Source organism: Streptomyces sp. AP-93, from assembly GCF_022808175.1.
Classification (GTDB): domain Bacteria; phylum Actinomycetota; class Actinomycetes; order Streptomycetales; family Streptomycetaceae; genus Streptomyces.
The window spans coordinates 36009-57358 of the sequence record NZ_JALGBX010000007.1; the positions used below are offsets into that span (position 1 = coordinate 36009).

Below are 21350 nucleotides of genomic sequence, written 5' to 3' on the forward strand. Positions count from 1 at the left end.
CCGCTACGGATAGCGTCTGCACTATGTCTGATGCCGCTCTGCCCACTGTTGCCGAGGTACGCGCCGCCGCCGAGGCGGTCAAGGCCGCGCTCGACCGTCACCTCGCCGCGGTCGAGAGCAGGATCGGGGACGATGATCCGGACGTATACGCCGCGTTCAACGAACTCGCCGCCGCCGCCGAGGAGTACGACGAGCTCCTCTACGACCGCTACGACGAGGTCACCCCGTTCGAGATCCCCACTCCCGAGGACGGGCTCCCGTACACCGGCCCCGCCGAACCCGCCGCCTTCAGCGTGCTCATCCGCCGCGACTACGCCGTCGTCGAGCCGGCTCGCCTGATCGCCCAGGCCGAACGCGTCGTCGCGCACGACCGCGAGGCCGAACTCGACCACGACGGCGGCACCGCCGACGCGCTCGGCGTGCTCTTCGGCGAGTACGAGCCGGACGAAATCGCCTCCCGCGCCAAGGACTTCGGGCTGGAGGAGGGCGATTCCACGCTGTGGATGGCCGCTTCGGAGGAGATCGCGGAACCGGGGGAGTGGCTCGGTTCGCCCTTCGCGCACATCGATCCGCAGGACGTGATGCACCGGTTCGACGTCAGCTCGGTCTTCGACGAGGAAGACGACGAGGACGAGGACGCCGAGGGCGGTGAGGCGGCCGAGGCCGGTGAGCCGGCCGAGCGGGGTCTGACCCCGGCCTGACCCCGGCCCGCCCCATGGCCGGCCCCGCCCCGCGCGACACCTCGTAGGGAACGCACCGCGGCCCCCGTCCCACCCGGGACGGGGGCCGCGGTGCGTCCGTCAGCGGGGCTCCGCCGACGCCGACGCCACGAGCGCCCGCAGCAGACCCGTCAGCCGGGTCGTACGGGGCTTCGACGGTACTTCCGCGACCGCGCGCGGCAGCGCCTGGTCGACCCCGTGCACCACCGACAGGTGCCGCTCGGCCCGGCCGAAGGCCGTGTACACCCAGTCCCGCGACAGGGCCTGAGCCGCGTCACCGGGCAGGACGACGACCGCCGCCGGCCAGCGCGAGCCGACGGCCTGGTGCGCCGTCACGGCCCAGCCGTGCCGGACCTGCGACTCCACCCGCTCCTTCGGTACGACGATCCGCGCGCCCGTGGCTCCGGCCAGGTGCAGCCCCTGCGCGTCGGCCGACACCACGCGGGCCGGCAGCGCCCGCCCGGCGGTGGGCACGTGGACCACCCGGTCGCCGGGGTCGAAGCCGCCGAACCGGCCGGGGCCCGGGTTCAGCCGCTCCTTGAGGGCCGCGTTGAGCGCGCGGGTGCCCGCCGGGCCGCCGTGGCCCGGGGTGATCACCTGGACGGCGTCCGCCGGGATCCCGAAGGCGCGGGGCACCGACTCGGCGACCAGCTGCACGGTGCGGTGCACCGCCTCCCCGGCGTCGCGAACCGGGACGATGACGACCTCCTTGCCAGGGGCCTCGACCTGGTTCAGCTCCCCGACGCCGACCCCCGAGACCAGCTCGCCGATCGGGCCCGGGTCCGGGATCCGGGAGACGAGCTGCGGGCAGGCGCGGGCCGCGAGCACATCGGCGAAGACCCGGCCGGGACCGGCCGAGCCGAGCACAGCGGGGTCGCCGGACAGCACCAGGCGGGCCCCGTCGGGGATCGACTCCACCAGCGCGGCGGCCGTCTCCACGTCCAGCTGCGGGGCGTCCAGGACGATGAGCAGGTCCAGCGCGAACTGCCCGTCCGCGTCCCGCCCCGGGCCCTCGGCGCCGGCCAGCAGGCCCGCCACGGTGACGGCCCCCTCGGCCGGGGCGTGCGCGGCCAGGCAGGCCCGCAGGCCGAACTCCCGGGCGGCCGCGAGCAGTGCGCGGGGTTCGGCGCGGGCGGCCTCGCCGCCGGTGTGGGTGACCAGGCCGTGCCCGGCGGCGGCGCGGATCAGCTCGGCGCCGGTGCCGGTGGCGGCCTTGTCCCAGTCGGCGGGGTCCGTGAAGGTGTTGGCGAGCCGGGCCAGGCCCTCGGCGAGGCTCTCCTCGGCCATGGCGGAGCCCTCCAGGCCCACCAGGATCCGTACGGGCTGCTCTTCATCCTCGGTGGACTCCGCTACGGGCGGACCGACCGGCTCCTCGAAAGCCAGCGCGGCGCCTTCGCCGACGGCCGCCTCCAGGGCCTGCGCGGGGTCCGGTACGCCGTACTGGGCGAGGGCGGACTCCAGGGTGGGGGCCTCCAGCACGGTGTGGCCCTTGGCGGCGGCCTGCGCCAGCAGCCAGCCCACCAGGGCGGCGGCCCGCCGCTCGTCCCCGGGGCCGGTCTCCTCGGCGCCGAGCAGGGCGCGGGCGAACCCGTCGGCCTGCGTCGGGCGGACCCCCGCGACGGCCAGCAGCCGCCAGGGGGACTCCGCGAGCTGCTCGGCGGCGTCCTCGCCGAGCGCGGCGGCGGTCTGCGGGGCGAGGGCCTCGGGGGCTCCGCCCTTGGCCAGGACGGCACGGATCGCCTGGACGGCGTCGGGGGAGGGAGCGGCGTGGGCCTGCGGCGCGGGGGTGGCCGCGGGCGTGCGCGCCGGGGTGGGCGCGGGGGCGGGCTCCGGCCGGCGGGGCGCCGGGGGCGCGTCGAAGGCGGCGGGGGGTTTGCCGCCGCTCTCCACGGCCCGTACGGCGGCCAGCAGGTCGGCGGCCGTGCCGCTGAGCTTGGCGCCGGCCTCTACGGGGGCTTCGCGCTCCGCCTTGCGGCGGGCGATGCGTTCCCGCTCGATCTTCTGCGCGGCCAGTTCCGCCGCGGCTTCGCTGAGCTGGGGCTTGGCCTCGGCGGCCCCGTCGGCCGCTTCCGCTCCCGCTTCCGCTCCCGTTTCCGCTCCCGCTTCCGGTCCGGCTTCCGTGTCGCCGGTGGTGGGCCCTGCGGGGCCTTCCCCCACCCCGCCCCTTCCCGAAACCGGGGGCTCCGCCCCCGGACCCTCGTCGGCTTCGCCCTCGGGTTCCCCGGCTTCGCCGGAGGCGTCGACCGGGGCTTCGCCCTCCGGCTCCCGCGCCGCGGGCCCGGCTTCGGGCTCCGGCTCCCGTGCCGAGGGGCCGGCTTCGCCGGGAGCGGCACCGTCGGCCAGGGCCGCGTCCGCGTCGGCCGGGGCCTCCGTGGCGGCGGTGGGGGCGTCCGCGGTGGCGGCGGGCGTCGCCGGGTCCTCCGCGGCAGCGGCGTCGGCGGCGGTCTCGCTCACAAGGTGCTCCAGTCGTGATCGGGGTAGCGGTGGACGGGCGCCGAGACGTCGTCCAGCGCTTGGCGGATCTCCTCCGGAAGACTAAGGGCCTCCACCGACAGGGCCGCCCCGAGCTGCGCCGACGTGCGCGCGCCGACGATCGGCGCGGCCACCCCGGGGCGGTCCCGGACCCAGGCCAGGGCCACCTGGAGCGGGGTCACCGCCAGGCCGTGCGCGGCCGTCGCCACCGCGTCCACGATGCGGCTCGCCGGCTCGTCCAGGTACGGGTCCACGAAGGCCGCCAGGGTTTCCGACGCACCCCGGGAGTCCGCAGGGGTGCCGGACCGGTACTTGCCCGTCAGGACGCCGCGGCCCAGCGGGGAGGAGGGGAGGAGGGAGACCCCCAGGTCCAGCGCGGCCGGGACCACCTCCCGTTCCACGCCGCGCTGGAGCAGGGAGTACTCCATCTGTGTCGACGCCAGCCGGGTCCGTACCCCCGGCGCCGCGAGCTGCCAGGTCGCCGCCTTCGCGAGCTGCCAGCCGCTGAAGTTCGATACGCCCGCATACCGCGCCCGGCCGCTGCTCACCGCGATGTCCAGCGCCTGGAGGGTCTCCTCCAGCGGGGTCCAGGGGTCGAAGGCGTGCACCTGCCAGAGGTCGACGTAGTCGGTGTCGAGACGGGCCAGGGAGTCGTCCAGCGCGGCGAGGAGGTGGCCGCGCGAGGCGTCGAAACGGCGGTCCGGGTCCGCGACCCCGCCCGCCTTCGTCGCGATGACCAGATCCCGCCGCGGGACGACGGAACCGATCAACTGCCCGAGGAGGTACTCCGCCTCACCGCCCCCGTACACGTCCGCGGTGTCCACGAGCGTGCCGCCCGCGTTCCAGAACGCCTTCAACTGCGCGGCCGCTTCCGCCTCGTCCGGTCCGTCCGCCGACCGGCCCCAGGTCAGTGTGCCGAGACCGATCCGGGAGACGCGCAGTCCGGTGCGGCCGAGATGCCTCTGCTCCATGAGGGCTGAGACTACTGCGGCGCTGACGCGGGGCACCCGGGCGCGCTACAGTCCCCGCAGACCCACGTTACTGATCGGTAAACAGGCAAGGGGACCACACATGCGGCTCGGCATCAATCTCGGCTACTGGGGCGCTGGCATGGACGCCGACAACCTGGCCGTCGCGCAGGAGGCCGACCGCCTCGGCTACGACGTCTGCTGGGCCGCGGAGGCCTACGGCTCCGACGCGCCGACCGTGCTCGCCTGGGTCGCCGCCCAGACCGAGCGCATCGACGTCGGGTCCGCGATCCTGCAGATCCCGGCCCGTCAGCCCGCCATGACGGCCATGACCGCCGCCACCCTCGACTCCCTCACCAAGGGCCGCTTCCGGCTCGGGCTCGGGGTCTCCGGCCCCCAGGTCTCCGAGGGCTGGTACGGCGTGAAGTTCGACAAGCCGCTCGCGCGGACCCGCGAGTACGTGGAGATCGTCCGCAAGGCGATGACCCGCGAGCGGCTGTCCTACGAGGGCGAGCACTGGACGCTGCCGCTGCCCGGCGGGCCGGGCAAGCCGCTCAAGCTGACCGTGCACCCCGAGCGCGAGCACATCCCGCTCTACATCGCCGCGATCGGGCCGAAGAACCTGGAGCAGACCGGCGAGATCGCCGACGGCGCCCTGCTGATCTTCCCGGCCGCCGAGCACCTGGAGGCGACCGCCCTCACCCACATCCGGGCGGGCCGCGAGAAGGCCGGGCTGACGATGGACGGCTTCGACGTCTGCCCGACCGTGCCGCTGGCCCTCGGCGAGGACGTGGCCGGGCTCGCGGACATGTTCCGCCCGTACACCGCCCTGTACGTGGGCGGCATGGGCAGCCGCAAGCAGAACTTCTACAACCAGCTGGCCCAGCGCATGGGCTACGAGAAGGAAGCCGCCGAGATCCAGGACAAGTACCTGGCGGGCGACAAGCAGGGCGCGGCCGCCGCGGTCCCGCACTCGCTGATCGACTCCACCACCCTGCTGGGCCCGGTCGAGCGCATCGCCGACGGGATGCGGGCCTACGCGGAGGCCGGGGTCACCACCCTCACGCTCGCCCCGGCCGGCTTCACCCTGGAGGAGCGGACCGCCGCCCTGCGGGCCGGCGTCGAGGCCATGGAGCTGGCCGGACTGGCCTGAGCGACGTAGAGGAAGTCTGCGGCCGTGGTGGGGGCTCGGGGGGTCTTCCCCGCCACGGCCGACACCGGCAACAACGCGCCGGGCGGCCCGCGGGTTACGCGGAGCGGGCCATCCCGGGGCTTCGTTCATTCGGACGAGTAGCGCGCCCCGCGGGTTGCCCGCCGGGGCGCGCGGAGTTTGACTCGGTTCATGCTCTCTGCCCGCAGCCTGTTCCAGGAGATCGTCGAGAATGACGACTCCTTCCAGCTGTTCTGCTCCATCGCCGCCAGCGGGGAGTCCCAGGGCGGCTGGGAAAACGCCCGGATCGCGGCCCTGGTCCCCGACGGCATGCGCGACCTCGCGCCCAAGATCACCCGGCACGGCGCCGACGAGGACAAACACGGCCGGCTCTTCAACGCCCTGCTGCGCAAGCGCGGCCTGCCGCCCGTCCCGGTCCCGCCCGAGACCGACTACACGATGCTGCTGGAGCGGCGCGGCATCGGCCTCGCGCACGACAAGCTCCGCCGCGACGAACCCCTGACCGAGCGCGACATCGTCGTCTACCTCGCGCACAGCCGGGTCACCGAACAGCGCGCCGCCGACCAGATGGTCATGCTGGTCAAGTACTTCGGCGACCACCCCGAGGTCGGCAGGGCCATCCGCATGATCAGCCACGACGAGGACAACCACCTCGCCTACTGCCACGAGGAGTTGCTGCGCCTCGCCCGCGAGGGCCACGGGCCGGTCATCCACCGGGTCCTGCGCGAGAGCGCCCTCGCCGAGATCGCCGTCTACCGCGACGTCAGCCTCGCCGTCATGGACCACATGGGCCGGCTGCTGCGCTGGCCCGCCCCGAAGGCCGCCGTGCTCGCCGCCGGGATCCGCGGGATGTACGCGTACGAGCGGTTCAGCGGCTGGCACCGGATGATCGACCTGCGCATGCCGGAGCGGCGCGATGCCCTCGGCGGCGCCCCGACGCCCGAATTCGCCTGAGCCCGGGCCGGGCGGGTCCGGGCGAGCCATCCGCCGCCCGCCCCGCCCGCCCCGCCTAGAGCCAGCCGCGGCGCTTGAACATCCGGTGCAGGCCCACGCACACGACCGCCATCACCAGCACCACCAGCGGATAGCCCCAGCGCTGCTTGAGCTCCGGCATGTGCTCGAAGTTCATCCCGTAGATCCCCGCCACCATCGTCGGGACCGCCGCCATGGCCGCCCAGGCGGAGATCTTGCGCATGTCGTCGTTCTGCCGGACGCCCATCTGCGCCAGGTGCGCGGCCAGCGCGTCCGAGAGCAGTCGGTCCAGGCCCTCGATGTACTCGTTCGCCTTCGTCAGGTGGTCGGCGACGTCGCGGAAGAACGGCTGCGCGTGCTCGTGCACGAAGGGCACCGTCCCGAAGGCGAGCCGGTCCATCGGCTGCAGCAGCGGACTCGTGGCCCGGCGGAACTCCAGCACCTGCCGCTTGAACCCGTAGATCCGGGCGGCGGTGTTCTTGCTGTCCGCGGGATTCGGCGAGAACACCTCCGCCTCCAGCTCCTCCAGATCCGCCTGGAGCTCCGCGGCCACCTCGATGTAGTGGTCCACCACCGCGTCCGCGACCGCGTACAGCACCGCCGTCGGGCCGTGCCCCAGCACCTCGGGGTCCTGCTCCAGCCGGTGGCGTACGGCGGCCAGTGCGGCCCCCTCGCCGTGCCGGACCGTGACGACGAAGGAGTCGCCGATGAACACCATCAGCTCGCCCGTGCTCACCGTGTCCGAGGCGTCGTCGTACAGCACGGGCTTGAGCACCACGAAGAGCGAATCGTCGTAGACCTCCATCTTCGGCCGCTGGTGCGCGGTCAGCGCGTCCTCCACCGCCAGCGGGTGCAGCCCGAACTCCTGGCTGACGTGCTCGAATTCCTTCTCCGTGGGCTCGTACATGCCCACCCAGAGGAAGGCGTCGCCGGTGGCCCGCGCCTCGTCGAGGGCATCGGAGAAGTCGTCGGGCGCCTCGGAGCGGCGGCCTTCGCGGTACATGGCGCAGTCCACAATCACTCGCGCATTGTTCCCTGCCCGGGCCCCGACCGCACGCCGACGTCACCGCATACCCTTCTGCCATGGCCACGCTGATCCTCGTACGACACGGGCGGTCCACCGCCAACACCGCAGGGCTGCTCGCCGGATGGACCCCGGGGGTGACCCTCGACGAGCACGGAGCCGCACAGGCCGCCGCGCTGCCCGAGCGGCTCGCCGCCGTGCCCCTCGCCGCCGCCGTCACCAGCCCCCTGGAGCGGTGCGCCGAGACCCTGGCCCCGCTGCTCGCGGCCCGCCCCGGTCTCGCGCTGCACACCGACGAGCGGATCGGCGAGTGCCACTACGGCGACTGGTCGGGCCGCAAACTCTCCGAACTGTCCGAAGAACCGCTGATGCGCATCGTCCAGCAGCACCCCTCGGCCGCCGCCTTCCCCGGCGGCGAGTCCATGCGGGCCATGCAGGCCCGCGCCGTGGACGCCGTCCGCGACTGGAACGCGCGGATCGAGGAGGAGCACGGCACGGACGCCGTGTTCCTGATGTGCTCGCACGGCGACATCATCAAGTCCCTCGTCGCGGACGCCCTCGGCATGCACCTGGACCTCTTCCAGCGGATCCACGTCGACCCCTGCTCCGTCACCGCCATCCGCTACACACCGACCCGCCCCTTCCTCCTCCGGCTCGGCGACACCGGGGACTTCGCCTCCTTCGCACCCCGCGAAAGCGCCTCCCCGGACGCGGCGACGGCCCAGGACGCCGCGGAAGCGGGCGGCGAGGCCGTCGTGGGCGGTGGTGCGGGCGCGGTGTGATCGAACGGCGCAGTAGGGTGGACGGGCCAACCCATGGGCGCAGCCCTGCCCCTGCTGCCGACGCTTTGGAGACTGGACGTGCCCCGTCAGGTGTTCCTCTACGACCCACCGGACCGTTTCGTGGCCGGCACGGTCGGCCTGCCTGGACGCCGTACGTTCTTCCTGCAGGCCTCCACCGGCCCCCGCGTCACCTCCGTCTCCCTGGAGAAGACCCAGGTGGCGGCGCTCGCGGAGCGGATGGAAGAACTGCTGGACGAGGTCGTACGGCGCACCGGGGGCAACGCCCCCGTCCCGGCCGTGGCCCCCGCCGAGGCGACCGACACCGCACCCCTGGACGTCCCCGTCGAGGAGGAGTTCCGCGTCGGCACCATGGCTCTGGCCTGGGACGGCGAGGACCAGCGCATGATCGTCGAGGCGCAGGCCCTGGTGGAGCTCGACGCCGACTCGGAGGAGGACCTCGCCGAGGCGGAGGAGCGGCTGCTCCAGGACGAGGAGAACGGGCCGCCGATGCTGCGCGTCCGCCTCACCGGCGCCCAGGCCCGGGCCTTCACCAAGCGGGCCCTGGACGTGGTCAACGCGGGCCGGCCGCCCTGCCCGCTGTGCAGCCTCCCGCTGGACCCCGAAGGGCACGTCTGCCCGCGCCAGAACGGCTACCGGCGCCAGGCGTGAACGCCACGGGGGGAACGGCGGAACTGGAAGCACTGCTGGCCCACGGGGAACTCACCGTCGTCGGCCGGATCCGGGAGGCGTCCAACGCCGTCCTGCTGTGCAGGGTCACGCACGGGGGCGTGAGCACCGACTGCGTGTACAAACCGGTCAAGGGCGAGAGCCCGCTGTGGGACTTCCCCGACGGGAACCTCGCCCAGCGCGAGGTCGCCGCGTACCTGGTCTCCGAGGCCACCGGCTGGGGGCTGGTGCCCCCGACCGTGCTGCGCGACGGACCGTACGGCGAGGGCATGGTCCAGCAGTGGATCGAGACGGGGGAGTCCCCGGAGGCGGAACTGCTCGCGCTCGTGGACGGTGAGGAGGCGGGGGAGGGCTGGAAGCCCGTCGCCTTCGCCGAGGTCGGCGAGGGCCGCACCGCGCTCCTCGTGCACGCCGACGACGAACGGCTGCGCCGGATGTCCGTCCTCGACGTGGTGATCAACAACGGCGACCGCAAGGGCGGCCACCTGCTGCCCGCCCCCGACGGACGGCTCTACGGCATCGACCACGGAGTGACCTTCCACACCGAGGACAAACTGCGCACCCTGCTGTGGGGCTGGGCGGGGGAGCCGCTGACGGAGGAAGCGGGGTCCGTGCTGACCGCCCTGGAGGCCGGCCTGGCCGCCGGGCAGCCGCTGGCCACCCGACTGGCCGAACTGGTCACCACCGCCGAGCTGGCCGCCGTACGGGCCCGCGTGGCCCTGCTGCTGCGCACCGGGAGGCATCCGCAGCCTTCGGGGCAGTGGCCGGCGATCCCGTGGCCGCCCGTCTGACCGGGCCGGGGGCCGTACGGACCCGCACGCATAGAACCGGCCATGGCGCAAGAGTGCCGATCAAGACAACAGTGCAGGTCCGGTTAGTTTTCGGAACACCCGTCCGGTTAGTCTCGAGACATGCATGCCTGGCCCGCTTCTGAGGTCCCCGCCCTGCCTGGCAAGGGCCGCGACCTCCAGATCCACGACACCGCGACCCAAGGGACGATCACCCTCGCCCCCGGTCCCGTCGCCCGTATCTACGTCTGCGGGATCACCCCGTACGACGCGACGCACATCGGTCACGCGGCGACCTACAACGCGTTCGACCTCGTGCAGCGCGTGTGGCTCGACACCAAGCGGCAGGTCATCTACGTCCAGAACGTCACGGATGTCGACGATCCACTGCTGGAGCGGGCCCTGCGCGACAACCAGGACTGGACCGAGCTCGCCGAACGCGAGACCGCTCTCTTCCGCGAGGACATGACCGCCCTGCGGATGCTGCCCCCGCAGCACTACATCGGCGCCGTCGAGGCCATACCCGGCATCGTGCCGCTGGTCGAGCGGCTGCGGGACGCGGGCGCCGCCTACGAGCTGGACGGCGACGTCTACTTCTCGGTGGAGTCCGACCCGAACTTCGGCAAGGTGTCCAACCTGGACGCCGAGGCGATGCGGCTGCTGTCGGCCGAGCGGGGCGGCGACCCGGACCGGGCGGGCAAGAAGAACCCGCTCGACCCGATGCTGTGGATGGCGGCCCGCCCGGGCGAGCCGAGCTGGGACGGCGGCTCGCTGGGCCGCGGCCGGCCCGGCTGGCACATCGAATGCGTGGCCATCGCCCTGGACCACCTGGGAATGACCTTCGACATCCAGGGCGGCGGCTCCGACCTGGCCTTCCCGCACCACGAGATGGGCGCCTCGCACGCGCAGGTCCTGACGGGCGAGTTCCCGATGGCCAAGGCGTACGTACACGCCGGGATGGTCGCGCTGCACGGCGAGAAGATGTCGAAGTCCAAGGGCAACCTGGTCTTCGTATCGGCCCTGCGGCGGGCCGGAGTGGACCCGGCGGCGATCCGCCTGGCCCTGCTCTCGCACCACTACCGCGCGGACTGGGAGTGGACCGACGCGGTCCTCGCGGAGGCGGTGGCCCGCCTGGAGCGCTGGCGCGCGGCCGTCTCCCGCCCCGACGGCATCCCGGCGGACGACCTGGTCGAGGAGGTCCGCGAGGCCCTCTCCAACGACCTGGACGCGCCTGCTGCTCTCGCGGCGGTGGACCGCTGGGTGGAGCGTCAGCTCGTCTCCGACGGCGACGACGAGTCGGCGCCGGGCCTCGTGTCCCGCACCGTCGACGCCCTGCTGGGCGTGGCCCTGTAAGCAACCTGCGGCGCCGTGGCCGGGGGCTCCGCCCCCGGACCCCCGCTCCTCAAACGCCGGCGAGGCTGGATTTCGCCGGATGCGCCCGGAGGGGCTGGACGTGGCCCGTAGGGCAACTCCAGCCCCTCCGGCGTTTGAGGAGCGGGGTCCGGGGCGGAGCCCCGGGAAACGGCGAAAGGGCGGGGCGGGGAGAAATCCCCCGGCCCCGCCCCCACCACCGGGCTACGCCTCCGGAGGCGTCTCGCCCTCGTCCGGGGAGGCCGCCGGAGGGGCCGGGGGCTCGTCCCCCGACGGCTCCGGCCCCGGCCCCGGATCCGGCTTCCGCTTCGGCGGCCGGGTCAGCCCACCGGAGGTGTCCCGCAGGTACGAGCCGTCACCCGGCTCCGCGCCGGCGGACGGATCACGCCGCCGCAGGTACCGCTCGAACTCCCGGGCAATGGCATCGCCCGAAGCCTCCGGCAGGTCCGCCGTGTCCCGCGCCTCCTCCAGCGTCTGGACGTACTCCGCCACCTCGCTGTCCTCGGCCGCCAGTTGGTCCACGCCCAGCTGCCACGCCCGCGCGTCCTCGGGGAGTTCGCCCAGCGGGATCCGGATGTCGATCAGATCCTCCAGCCGGTTGAGCAGCGCGAGGGTCGCCTTCGGGTTCGGCGGCTGGGACACGTAGTGCGGCACCGCCGCCCACAGGGACACCGCCGGCACCCCGGCATGGGTGCAGGCCTCCTGGAGGATGCCCACGATCCCGGTCGGGCCCTCGTACTTGGTCTCCTCCAGGTCCATCGTCCGCGCCAGGTCCGCGTCCGAGGTCACCCCGCTGACCGGCACCGGGCGGGTGTGCGGGGTGTCGCCCAGCAGCGCCCCCAGGATGACGACCATCTCCACGCCGAGCTCGTGGGCGAAGCCCAGGATCTCGTTGCAGAACGAACGCCACCGCATGGACGGTTCGATGCCCCGCACCAGCACCAGGTCGCGCGGTTTGGTCCCGCCGATCCGGACCACCGACAACCGGGTCGTCGGCCACGTGATCTTCCGTACCCCGTTGTCCAGCCACACCGTCGGCCGGTTGACCTGGAAGTCGTAGTAGTCCTCGGCGTCCAGAGCCGCGAAGACCTCGCCCTTCCACTCCCGGTCCAGGTGTGCGACCGCACCGGAGGCCGCGTCACCCGCGTCGTTCCAGCCCTCGAACGCGGCCACCATGACCGGGTCGATCAGCTCGGGCACGCCCTCAAGCTCGATCACCCAGGTCTCCTTCCGAAGTTCCCTTGTGTACGTGGGTCAGCCTAAGCCTTGATGAGGCACCGGCCACAGCCCACGACAGAGGGGCGGTTCCCCCTGGAACCGCCCCTCTGCCCGTTCACGCCACCGCTTATGCCTTGCGCGCCAGCATCTCCTCGACCCGGCCGCGCACTTCGGCGCTGTCCAGACCGCGGACCGTCACCGTCGTACGGCGCCGCAGCACGTCGTCGGCCGTCTCGGCCCACTCGTTGTCGCGGGCGTAGGCGACCTGCGCCCAGATCTCCGGACCGTCCGGGTGGATCCGCTCGGCCAGCGCCGGGTCCTCGTTCGCGAGCCGCGCGATGTCGAAGGCCAGCGAGCCGTAGTGCGAGGCCAGGTGCCGCGCGGTCAGCGGGTCCATCCGGGAGCCCGGCTCGCGGTCCACGAGCAGCCGGTGCGCCACCGCGTTCGGGTTCGCGACACCGGGCAGCGCGATCCGGCGCACGAGTGACTTCACCGGCTCCATGTCCTCGGTCAGCGGGCTGCCCGGAAGCTTGGCCAGCTTGTCCATGACCACGCGGCCGATGTGCCGGTACGTGGTCCACTTGCCGCCGGCCACCGACAGCATGCCGCCCGCGCCCTCGGAGACGACCGTCTCGCGCTTGGCCTTCTCCACCCCGCCCGGGCCGCCGGGCAGCACGCGCAGGCCCGCGAAGGCGTACGTCATCAGCGAGCGGTCCAGATCGGCGTCCTTCACCGAGAAGGCCGCCTCGTCCAGGATCTGCTGGATGTCGCCCTCGGTGGCCCGCACGTCCGCCGGGTCGCCCTCGTACACCTCGTCGGTGGTGCCCAGCAGGAGCTGGTCCTCCCAGGGCAGGGCGAAGGTGATGCGGTACTTGTCGATCGGGGTGGCCATGGCGGCCTTCCACGGCGACTTGCGCTTCATCACGATGTGCGCGCCCTTGGAGAGGCGGATCGACGGCATGGAGTGCTTGTCCTCCATGCGCCGCAGGTGGTCCACCCACGGGCCGGTGGCGTTGAGCACCACGCGGGCGTCCACACCGAACTCGGTTCCGTCCAGGCGGTCCTTGAGCTCGGCGCCCGAGACCCGGCCGCGCGTCATGCGCAGCCCGGTGACCTCGGCGTGGTTCAGGACGACCGCGCCCGACTCGACGGCCGCGCGGACCGTCATGACGGCGACGCGCGAGTCGTTCATCTGGTGGTCGTAGTAGACGGCGACGGCCTTGAGGCCGTCCGTCTTCAGACCCGGGTTGTCGGCGGCGGCACGGGCCGGGGAAATGATCTTGCCCATGCCGTCGCCGAAGGCGGAGAGCGCCGAGTACGCGAACACGCCCGCGCCCAGCTTCGCCGCGCCCACCGGACCGCCCTTGTACACGGGGAGGTAGAAGGTGAGCGGGTTGACCAGGTGCGGGGCCACGTCCTTGGCCAGCACCCGGCGCTCGTGGTGGTTCTCGGCGACCAGCTTGACCGAACCGGTCTGCAGGTAGCGCAGGCCGCCGTGGACGAGCTTGGAGGAGGCCGAGGAGGTGGCGCCGGCGAAGTCGCCGGCGTCCACCATGGCGACCCGCAGACCCGACTGCGCGGCGTGCCAGGCCACCGAGGTGCCCAGGATGCCACCGCCGATGACCAGCAGGTCGTACGTGGCCTTCGCCAGCTGCTCACGGGTCTCGGCGCGGCTCGCGTTCGAGCCGGCGGTCGGGTGCGTACCCAGGGTGGGAACGCTCTGCAGGGTGCTCATATCCGTTGACTCCTACTTGCTCGTCGAATTGCGCCGGCCGTGCGGTCAGCTGGCGTCTTCGTCGTCGACCCAGCCCATGGAGCGCTCCACGGCCTTGAGCCAGCTCTTGTACTCGCGCTCCCGCTGCTCGGCGGGCATCCGCGGGGTCCACTCCGCCGCACGGCGCCAGTTGGCGCGCAGGGCGTCGGTGTCGGGCCAGAAGCCGACGGCCAGGCCGGCGGCGTAGGCGGCGCCGAGGCAGGTGGTCTCGGCGACCATCGGGCGCACGACGGGGGCGTCCACGAAGTCGGAGAGCGTCTGCATCAGCAGGTTGTTGGAGGTCATGCCGCCGTCGACCTTGAGGGCCGCGAGCTCGACGCCCGAGTCCTTGGTCATGGCGTCGGTGATCTCGCGCGTCTGCCAGGCGGTGGCCTCCAGGACGGCACGGGCGATGTGCGCCTTGGTGACGTACCGGGTGAGGCCGGCGATCACACCGCGGGCGTCGGAGCGCCAGTACGGGGCGAACAGGCCGGAGAAGGCGGGCACGAAGTAGGCGCCGCCGTTGTCCTCGACGGAGGAGGCCAGGGTCTCGATCTCGGCCGCCGTCTTGATCATGCCCATCTGGTCGCGCATCCACTGGACGAGCGAGCCGGTGACGGCGATGGAGCCCTCCAGCGCGTAGACCGGCTTCTGGTCGCCGATCTGGTAGCCGACGGTGGTCAGCAGGCCGCTGTAGGAGTTGATGATCTTGTCGCCGGTGTTCATCAGCATGAACGTGCCGGTGCCGTACGTGGACTTCGCCTCGCCCTCGGCGAAACAGGTCTGGCCGAACAGCGCGGCCTGCTGGTCGCCGAGCGCCGAGGCGACCGGGACGCCCGCGAGGACGCCCTCCTTGACGTGACCGTAGACCTCGGCGGAGGACTTGATCTCCGGGAGGACGTTCAGCGGCACGTCCATGGACTCGGCGATCTTCTCGTCCCAGGCCAGGGTGTGCAGGTTCATCAGCATGGTGCGCGAGGCGTTGGTGACGTCGGTGACGTGCACACCTCCCTGGGCGCCGCCGGTGAGGTTCCAGATGACCCAGGAGTCCATGGTCCCGAAGAGGATGTCCCCGGCCGCGGCGCGCTCGCGCAGGCCCTCGACGTTGTCGAGCAGCCAGCGCACCTTGGGTCCGGCGAAGTAGCTCGCCAACGGCAGGCCGGTCTCGCGGCGGAAGCGGTCCTGGCCGACGTTGCGGCCGAGCTCCTTGCACAGGGCGTCGGTGCGGGTGTCCTGCCAGACCAGCGCGTTGTGGACCGGCTCGCCGGTGTGGCGGTCCCACAGCAGGGTGGTCTCGCGCTGGTTGGTGATGCCGACGGCCTTGACGTCGGCGGAGGTGAAGCCCGGAAGGCCTTGGGCGGCCTTGGCCATGGCCCCGGCGACGACCTCCTGGACGTTGGTCCAGATCTCGGCGGCGTCGTGCTCCACCCAGCCCGGCTTCGGGAAGATCTGCTCGTGCTCCTTCTGGTCGACGGCGACGATGCGCCCGTCACGGTCGAAGACGATGCAGCGGGAGGAGGTGGTGCCCTGGTCGATCGCGGCGATGAAGGGGCCGGTGCTGCTGGTCATGGTGGCTGCTCCTGGCAGGTGTCGAAGTAGGCGGAATCAGAATGGCGGTGCGGAAGGTGCCGTGGTGCCGATTGCTGATCAGGCGAACGCGATGGTGTACAGACCGCCGGCGAGCGCGGCGCCCGCGAGGGGGCCGAGGACCGGGATCCAGGAGTAGCTCCAGTCCGAGCCGCCCTTGTTGGGCAGCGGCAGCAGGGAGTGGACGATGCGCGGGCCGAGGTCGCGGACCGGGTTGATGGCGTAGCCGGTCGGGCCGCCGAGCGAGAGGCCGATGCCGACCACCACGAACGAGGTGATCAGGACGCCGATGACGCCGAGGCCCTTGCCGTCGTCCTGCAGGCCCTGGGTGAGGATGGCCAGGACCAGGACGGCGGTGCCGATGATCTCGGTCGTCAGGTTCTGGACGACGTTGCGGATCTCGGGGCCCGTGGAGAAGATGCCGAGCACCGGACCGGCCACGTCGTGCGGGTGCGGGTCCTCGGGGCCGAGCTTGGCGTCGCGGATGTGCTCCGGGTCGGCAAGGTGCGCCTGGAACTGGCCGTAGTAGGCGAGCCACATCAGGACCGAGCCGATCATGGCGCCGAGCAGCTGGCCGGCGAAGTAGACCGGCACGTCGCCCCAGGCGCCGTCCTTGATCGCGATGCCGACGGTGACCGCCGGGTTGAGGTGCGCGCCGGACAGCGGCGCGGAGACGTAGGCGGCGATCAGGACGGCGAAGCCCCAGCCGAAGGTGATCGCGAGCCAGCCCGCGCCCCGAGCCTTGGAGCTCTTGAGCGTCAGGGCGGCGCACACGCCACCGCCGAGGAGGGTGAGCAGGGCGGTACCGATGGTCTCGCCGATGAAGATGTCGGAGCTGGACACCCGCGACTCCTTTGTCGTTCAGGGGTGGTGGCCGCCGGGTCCCTCCGGCGGTCCACGCACTCGGTGAGTGCTGCACCGGTCCTTGGCCTTGCCACACCCTAACGCGTATTGCCGGTAGGTGTTCGGCAATGCCGACCGATGAACGGCAGTTTTCCGCCCAGGTGAAGCGGGCGTCAAGGGTTGACCAGGCCAATGAGCCGGATTGTTACCGGTCGGTGTGATCGAACAAATCGCGCCAATAACTGATCATCAAACGCCAAAAACCACCCAAATGCCACTTTGGCGTGGCGCTTGGGTGGTCAGGCAGAGGGATGGGCGTCAGGCCAAGGTCAGAACCGGCCCGCACCGAGATCGCGCGAAACCGCCCGCGCGCAGTCCCGTACGGATGCCACCAGGGACGCCCGCGGCTCCCCGGACTCCCCGCACACCCGCTCCACGGCGCCCGCGACGGCCACCGCGCCGACCGGCATCCTGCGCCGGTCGTGGATGGGCGCCGCGATCGAGGCGATCCCGTCCCAGGTCTCCTCGACGTCGTCCGCCCAGCCCCGGGCCCGGATCAGAGCCAGTACCTCCTCGAAGGCGGCGCCGTCGGTGACCGTACGGGGGGTGAACGCCTCCCGCTCCACCTCCAGGACCTGCGTGTGCGCCACCGGGTCGTACGCGGACAGCACCTTGCCCAGGGCCGTGGAGTGCAGCGGCTGCATGGCGCCCACCTCCAGCACCTGACGGCTGTCGTCGGGCCGGAACACGTGGTGCATGATCAGCACCCCGCTCTTGTGCAGCACCCCCACGTACACGCTCTCCCCGCTCGCGCGGGCCAGATCGTCCGTCCACACCAGGGCGCGCGCCCGCAGCTCGTGGACGTCCAGATAGCTGTTGCCCAGGCGCAGCAGCTCCGCGCCGAGCTGGTAGCGGCCCGACGCCGGGTCCTGCTCCACGAAACCCTCGGCCTGCAGCGTGCGCAGGATCCCGTGCGCCGTGCCCTTGGCCAGGCCCAGCGAGGAAGCCACGTCCGAGAGCCCCAGCCGGCGCTCGCCGCCCGCCAGGAGCCGCAGCATCGCAGCGGCTCGTTCGAGCGACTGGATGTTCCGTGCCATCGCGCAGCCTCCTGCTGACGTAGTTCGACAATGCTGAACAGTATCGGTCGATGCCGACTTCGTGCATGACGAGGGGGAGCTCCGCGGGCGAGTCGTCCAGGACACCCCCGGCCGAAAGCCGCCATCCCCCGGGCACAGAATGCAGTCCGCCACGTGGGACGCCCTCACCGGGGCCGGTTGTGCACCGTTACCCTGGCCGCGTGCACCCTTGACACAGAGGGGGTGCAAAGCCGACAGCCGTCGCATCCCAGGGAGCTCAACCATGGCCTCGTTGCCGAACCCGCCCGCAGACACCCAGACCCGGGCCGACGCCCTCCGCCAGGCACTGGCGACCCGCGTGGTCGTCGCCGACGGAGCCATGGGAACCATGCTCCAGGCCCAGGACCCCACCCTGGACGACTTCGAACAGCTCGAAGGCTGCAACGAGGTCCTCAACGTCACCCGCCCCGACATCGTGGCCAACGTGCACCGCGAGTACTTCGAAGCCGGCGTCGACTGCGTCGAGACCAACACCTTCGGCACGAACTACGCCGCCCTCGCCGAGTACGACATCGCCGACCGCAACCACGAGCTGTCCGTCGCCGGCGCCCGGATCGCCCGCGAGATCGCCGACGAGTTCACCGCCTCCACCGGGCAGCAGCGCTGGGTCCTCGGCTCGATGGGCCCCGGCACCAAGCTGCCCACCCTGGGCCACATCGACTACGGAACCATCCGCGACGCCTACCAGATCAACGCCGAGGGCCTGATCACCGGCGGCGCCGACGCGCTCCTCGTGGAGACCACCCAGGACCTGCTGCAGACCAAGTCCTCCATCGTCGGCGCCCGCCGCGCCATGGAGGCCCTCGGCGTGAGCGTCCCGCTGATCTGCTCCGTGACCGTCGAAACCACCGGCACGATGCTGCTGGGCTCGGAGATCGGCGCCGCGCTGACCGCGCTGGAGCCCCTGGGCATCGACATGATCGGCCTGAACTGCGCCACCGGCCCCGCCGAGATGAGCGAGCACCTGCGCTACCTCGCGCGCAACTCCCGCATCCCCCTCTCCTGCATGCCCAACGCGGGCCTGCCGGTCCTCGGCAAGAACGGCGCCCACTACCCGCTGTCCGCGAGCGAGCTCGCCGACGCCCAGGAGACCTTCGTCCGCGAGTACGGCCTCTCCCTGGTCGGCGGCTGCTGCGGCACCACCCCCGAACACCTGCGCCAGGTCGTGGAGCGGGTCCGCGGGCTGAACCCGGCCGCCCGCGACCCGCGCCCCGAACCCGGCGCGTCCTCGCTCTACCAGACCGTCCCCTTCCGCCAGGACATCTCGTACATGGCGATCGGCGAGCGCACCAACGCGAACGGCTCGAAGAAGTTCCGCGAGGCCATGCTCGAAGCCCGCTGGGACGACTGCGTGGAGATGGTCCGCGACCAGATCCGCGAAGGCGCGCACATGCTCGACCTGTGCGTGGACTACGTCGGCCGCGACGGCGTCGCCGACATGCAGGAGCTCGCCGGACGCTTCGCGACCGCCTCCACCCTGCCCATCGTCCTGGACTCCACCGAGGTCCCCGTCCTGCGGGCCGGCCTGGAGAAGCTCGGCGGCCGCGCCGTCATCAACTCGGTGAACTACGAAGACGGCGACGGCCCCGAGTCCCGCTTCGCGAAGGTCACCCGCCTCGCCCAGGAGCACGGCGCCGCGCTCATCGCCCTGACCATCGACGAAGAGGGCCAGGCCCGCACCGTCGAACACAAGGTCGCCATCGCCGAGCGCCTCATCGACGACCTCACCGGGAACTGGGGCATCCTCGAGTCGGACATCCTCATCGACACCCTGACCTTCACCATCTGCACCGGCCAGGAAGAGTCCCGCAAGGACGGCATCGCCACGATCGAGTCGATCCGCGAGCTCAAGCGCCGCCACCCCGACGTCCAGACGACGCTCGGCCTCTCGAACATCTCCTTCGGCCTCAACCCCGCCGCCCGCGTCCTGCTGAACTCCGTCTTCCTCGACGAGTGCGTCAAGGCCGGCCTGGACTCCGCGATCGTCCACGCGTCCAAGATCCTGCCGATCGCACGGTTCGACGACGAGCAGGTCACCACCGCCCTCGACCTGATCTACGACCGGCGCGCCGAGGGCTACGACCCGCTGCAGAAGCTGATGGCCCTCTTCGAGGGAGTCAACACCAAGTCGATGAAGGCCGGCCGCGCCGAGGAACTCCTCGCCCTGCCCCTGGACGAGCGCCTCCAGCGCCGCATCATCGACGGCGAGAAGAACGGCCTGGACGCCGACCTCGACGAAGCCCTCCAGACCCGCCCGGCCCTCGACATCGTCAACGACACCCTCCTGGAGGGCATGAAGGTCGTCGGCGAACTCTTCGGCTCCGGCCAGATGCAGCTCCCCTTCGTGCTCCAGTCCGCCGAGGTCATGAAGACCGCGGTGGCCCACCTGGAACCGCACATGGAGAAGAGCGACGACGAAGGCAAGGGCACCATCGTCCTGGCCACCGTCCGCGGCGACGTCCACGACATCGGCAAGAACCTCGTCGACATCATCCTCACCAACAACGGCTACAACGTCGTCAACATCGGCATCAAGCAGCCGGTCTCCGCGATCCTCGAAGCCGCCCAGGAACACAAGGCCGACGTCATCGGCATGTCAGGCCTGCTGGTGAAGTCGACCGTCATCATGAAGGAGAACCTGGAGGAGCTGAACCAGCGCAAGCTGGCAGCCGACTACCCGGTCATCCTCGGCGGCGCCGCCCTCACCCGCGCCTACGTCGAACAGGACCTCCACGAGATCTACGAGGGCGAGGTCCGCTACGCCCGCGACGCCTTCGAGGGCCTGCGCCTCATGGACGCCCTCATCGCCGTCAAGCGCGGAGTCCCCGGCGCCTCCCTCCCCGAACTCAAGCAGCGCCGCGTCGCCAAGCGCACGGGAACATCAGCGGGCCCCCTCATCGAGGAGACCGAAGAGCCCGGCGGCCGCTCCGACACCTCCACCGACAACCCCGTGCCCACCCCGCCGTTCTGGGGCACCCGCGTCGTCAAGGGCATCCCGCTCAAGGACTACGCCTCCTGGCTCGACGAAGGCGCCCTCTTCAAGGGCCAGTGGGGCCTCAAGCAGGCCCGCGCCGGCGGAGCCACCTACGAGGAACTCGTCGAGAGCGAAGGCCGCCCCCGCCTGCGCGGCCTCCTCGACAAGCTGCACACCGAGAACCTCCTCGAAGCCGCCGTCGTCTACGGCTACTTCCCCTGCGTCTCCAAGGGCGAGGACCTGATCATCCTCGACGACTCCGGCAACGAGCGGACCCGCTTCACCTTCCCCCGCCAGCGCCGCGGCCGCCGCCTGTGCCTCGCCGACTTCTTCCGCCCCGAAGAATCCGGCGAAACCGACGTCGTCGGCCTCCAGGTCGTCACCGTCGGCTCCAGGATCGGCGAAGCCACCGCCAAGCTGTTCGAGTCCGACTCCTACCGCGACTACCTCGAGCTCCACGGCCTCTCCGTCCAGCTCGCCGAGGCCATGGCCGAGTACTGGCACGCCCGCGTCCGCGCCGAGCTCGGCTTCGGCGGCGAGGACCCCGCCAAGGTCGAGGACATGTTCGACCTGAAGTACCGCGGCGCCCGCTTCTCCCTCGGCTACGGCGCCTGCCCCGACCTCGAGGACCGCGCCAAGATCGCCGACCTCCTCCAGCCGGAGCGCATCGGCGTCCACCTCTCCGAGGAGTTCCAGCTCCACCCCGAGCAGTCCACCGACGCCATCGTCATCCACCACCCCGAAGCCAAGTACTTCAACGCACGCTGAGACGTACTTCAACGCACGCTGACACGTAATTCAACGCACGCCGCCACGGACCGGCGTACACTAGTCGGTCCCATACAGGCCGGTCACCTGTTCCCCCGGGCACGCCCCCGGAGGTGA

At 71.9% G+C, this 21350-nt stretch carries 16 protein-coding genes; 8 read left to right on the top strand and 8 right to left on the bottom strand.

From position 1 onward, the window contains the following. Positions 1-23 precede the first annotated feature (23 nt). Positions 24-701, top strand: a complete 678-nt coding sequence (locus tag MTF69_RS13565; protein ID WP_243333978.1) for a hypothetical protein — start codon at positions 24-26, stop codon at positions 699-701. 99 nt (positions 702-800) lie between these two features. Here the strand turns inward: MTF69_RS13565 and MTF69_RS13570 are convergent, their stop codons facing one another. Next, positions 801-3173, bottom strand: coding sequence for a helix-hairpin-helix domain-containing protein (locus MTF69_RS13570; protein WP_374322967.1), 2373 nt, complete (start codon positions 3171-3173; stop codon positions 801-803). After that, positions 3170-4162, bottom strand: coding sequence for an aldo/keto reductase (locus tag MTF69_RS13575; protein ID WP_243333980.1), 993 nt, complete (start codon positions 4160-4162; stop codon positions 3170-3172). Before MTF69_RS13575 ends, MTF69_RS13570 begins: the two co-directional genes overlap by 4 nt. A gap of 100 nt (positions 4163-4262) precedes the next feature. Here MTF69_RS13575 and MTF69_RS13580 point away from each other — a divergent pair, with 100 nt between their 5' ends. Next, positions 4263-5312 (top strand): LLM class F420-dependent oxidoreductase, encoded by a 1050-nt coding sequence (locus MTF69_RS13580; RefSeq protein ID WP_243333982.1) that lies wholly within the window; start codon positions 4263-4265, stop codon positions 5310-5312. 189 nt (positions 5313-5501) lie between these two features. Further along, complete coding sequence (locus tag MTF69_RS13585) at positions 5502-6284, top strand: ferritin-like domain-containing protein (RefSeq protein WP_243333984.1); 783 nt, start codon at positions 5502-5504, stop codon at positions 6282-6284. Between the two features lie 55 nt (positions 6285-6339). Here the strand turns inward: MTF69_RS13585 and corA are convergent, their stop codons facing one another. Beyond that, entirely contained in the window at positions 6340-7323 is a 984-nt protein-coding gene (corA, locus tag MTF69_RS13590; RefSeq protein ID WP_308401403.1) for a magnesium/cobalt transporter CorA, read from the bottom strand. Between the two features lie 62 nt (positions 7324-7385). Here corA and MTF69_RS13595 point away from each other — a divergent pair, with 62 nt between their 5' ends. The 4 genes from MTF69_RS13595 (at position 7386) to mshC (ending at position 10936) form a co-directional block, all read left to right on the top strand. Beyond that, positions 7386-8108 carry a histidine phosphatase family protein gene (locus tag MTF69_RS13595; protein WP_243333985.1) on the top strand — a complete coding sequence of 241 codons (723 nt, stop codon included), beginning with the start codon at positions 7386-7388 and terminating at the stop codon, positions 8106-8108. A 78-nt stretch (positions 8109-8186) separates the two neighbouring features. Beyond that, positions 8187-8777, top strand: a complete 591-nt coding sequence (locus MTF69_RS13600; RefSeq protein WP_243333987.1) for a DUF3090 domain-containing protein — start codon at positions 8187-8189, stop codon at positions 8775-8777. Then, on the top strand, positions 8741-9586 hold the full coding sequence (locus MTF69_RS13605) for an SCO1664 family protein (protein ID WP_279345764.1): 846 nt from the start codon (positions 8741-8743) through the stop codon (positions 9584-9586). The genes MTF69_RS13600 and MTF69_RS13605 overlap by 37 nt, the downstream gene beginning before the upstream one ends. 120 nt (positions 9587-9706) lie before the next feature. Then, complete coding sequence (gene mshC / locus MTF69_RS13610) at positions 9707-10936, top strand: cysteine--1-D-myo-inosityl 2-amino-2-deoxy-alpha-D-glucopyranoside ligase (RefSeq protein ID WP_243333992.1); 1230 nt, start codon at positions 9707-9709, stop codon at positions 10934-10936. Positions 10937-11158: 222 nt separating this feature from the next. Here the strand turns inward: mshC and MTF69_RS13615 are convergent, their stop codons facing one another. The 5 genes from MTF69_RS13615 to MTF69_RS13635 all read right to left on the bottom strand — a co-directional run bounded on the left by MTF69_RS13615 (position 11159) and on the right by MTF69_RS13635 (position 17452). Then, positions 11159-12172, bottom strand: a complete 1014-nt coding sequence (locus tag MTF69_RS13615) for a PAC2 family protein (RefSeq protein WP_243333994.1) — start codon at positions 12170-12172, stop codon at positions 11159-11161. Positions 12173-12299: 127 nt separating this feature from the next. Further along, on the bottom strand, positions 12300-13907 hold the full coding sequence (locus tag MTF69_RS13620) for a glycerol-3-phosphate dehydrogenase/oxidase (RefSeq protein WP_243333997.1): 1608 nt from the start codon (positions 13905-13907) through the stop codon (positions 12300-12302). Positions 13908-13952: 45 nt separating this feature from the next. Continuing rightward, a complete protein-coding gene (glpK, locus tag MTF69_RS13625) occupies positions 13953-15494 on the bottom strand; it encodes a glycerol kinase GlpK (RefSeq protein ID WP_243333999.1) in 1542 nt (513 codons plus the stop codon). Between the two features lie 78 nt (positions 15495-15572). Continuing rightward, on the bottom strand, positions 15573-16355 hold the full coding sequence (locus MTF69_RS13630) for an MIP/aquaporin family protein (protein ID WP_243334001.1): 783 nt from the start codon (positions 16353-16355) through the stop codon (positions 15573-15575). 329 nt (positions 16356-16684) lie between these two features. Further along, the gene (locus MTF69_RS13635; protein WP_243334002.1) at positions 16685-17452 is read right to left on the bottom strand and encodes an IclR family transcriptional regulator; all 768 of its coding nucleotides are present in this window, start codon (positions 17450-17452) and stop codon (positions 16685-16687) included. 262 nt (positions 17453-17714) lie between these two features. Here MTF69_RS13635 and metH point away from each other — a divergent pair, with 262 nt between their 5' ends. Continuing rightward, entirely contained in the window at positions 17715-21233 is a 3519-nt protein-coding gene (metH, locus tag MTF69_RS13640; RefSeq protein ID WP_243334004.1) for a methionine synthase, read from the top strand. Positions 21234-21350 lie beyond the last annotated feature (117 nt).

Excerpts from the sequence above, each read along its gene's own strand:
- MTF69_RS13565 (WP_243333978.1), top strand. The coding sequence starts at position 24 with ATGTCTGATGCCGCTCTGCCCACTGTTGCCGAGGTACGCGCCGCCGCC.
- MTF69_RS13575 (WP_243333980.1), bottom strand. The coding sequence starts at position 4,162 with ATGGAGCAGAGGCATCTCGGCCGCACCGGACTGCGCGTCTCCCGGATC.
- MTF69_RS13580 (WP_243333982.1), top strand. The coding sequence starts at position 4,263 with ATGCGGCTCGGCATCAATCTCGGCTACTGGGGCGCTGGCATGGACGCC.
- MTF69_RS13585 (WP_243333984.1), top strand. The coding sequence starts at position 5,502 with ATGCTCTCTGCCCGCAGCCTGTTCCAGGAGATCGTCGAGAATGACGAC.
- MTF69_RS13595 (WP_243333985.1), top strand. The coding sequence starts at position 7,386 with ATGGCCACGCTGATCCTCGTACGACACGGGCGGTCCACCGCCAACACC.
- mshC (WP_243333992.1), top strand. The coding sequence starts at position 9,707 with ATGCATGCCTGGCCCGCTTCTGAGGTCCCCGCCCTGCCTGGCAAGGGC.
- MTF69_RS13620 (WP_243333997.1), bottom strand. The coding sequence starts at position 13,907 with ATGAGCACCCTGCAGAGCGTTCCCACCCTGGGTACGCACCCGACCGCC.
- glpK (WP_243333999.1), bottom strand. The coding sequence starts at position 15,494 with ATGACCAGCAGCACCGGCCCCTTCATCGCCGCGATCGACCAGGGCACC.
- MTF69_RS13635 (WP_243334002.1), bottom strand. The coding sequence starts at position 17,452 with ATGGCACGGAACATCCAGTCGCTCGAACGAGCCGCTGCGATGCTGCGG.
- metH (WP_243334004.1), top strand. The coding sequence starts at position 17,715 with ATGGCCTCGTTGCCGAACCCGCCCGCAGACACCCAGACCCGGGCCGAC.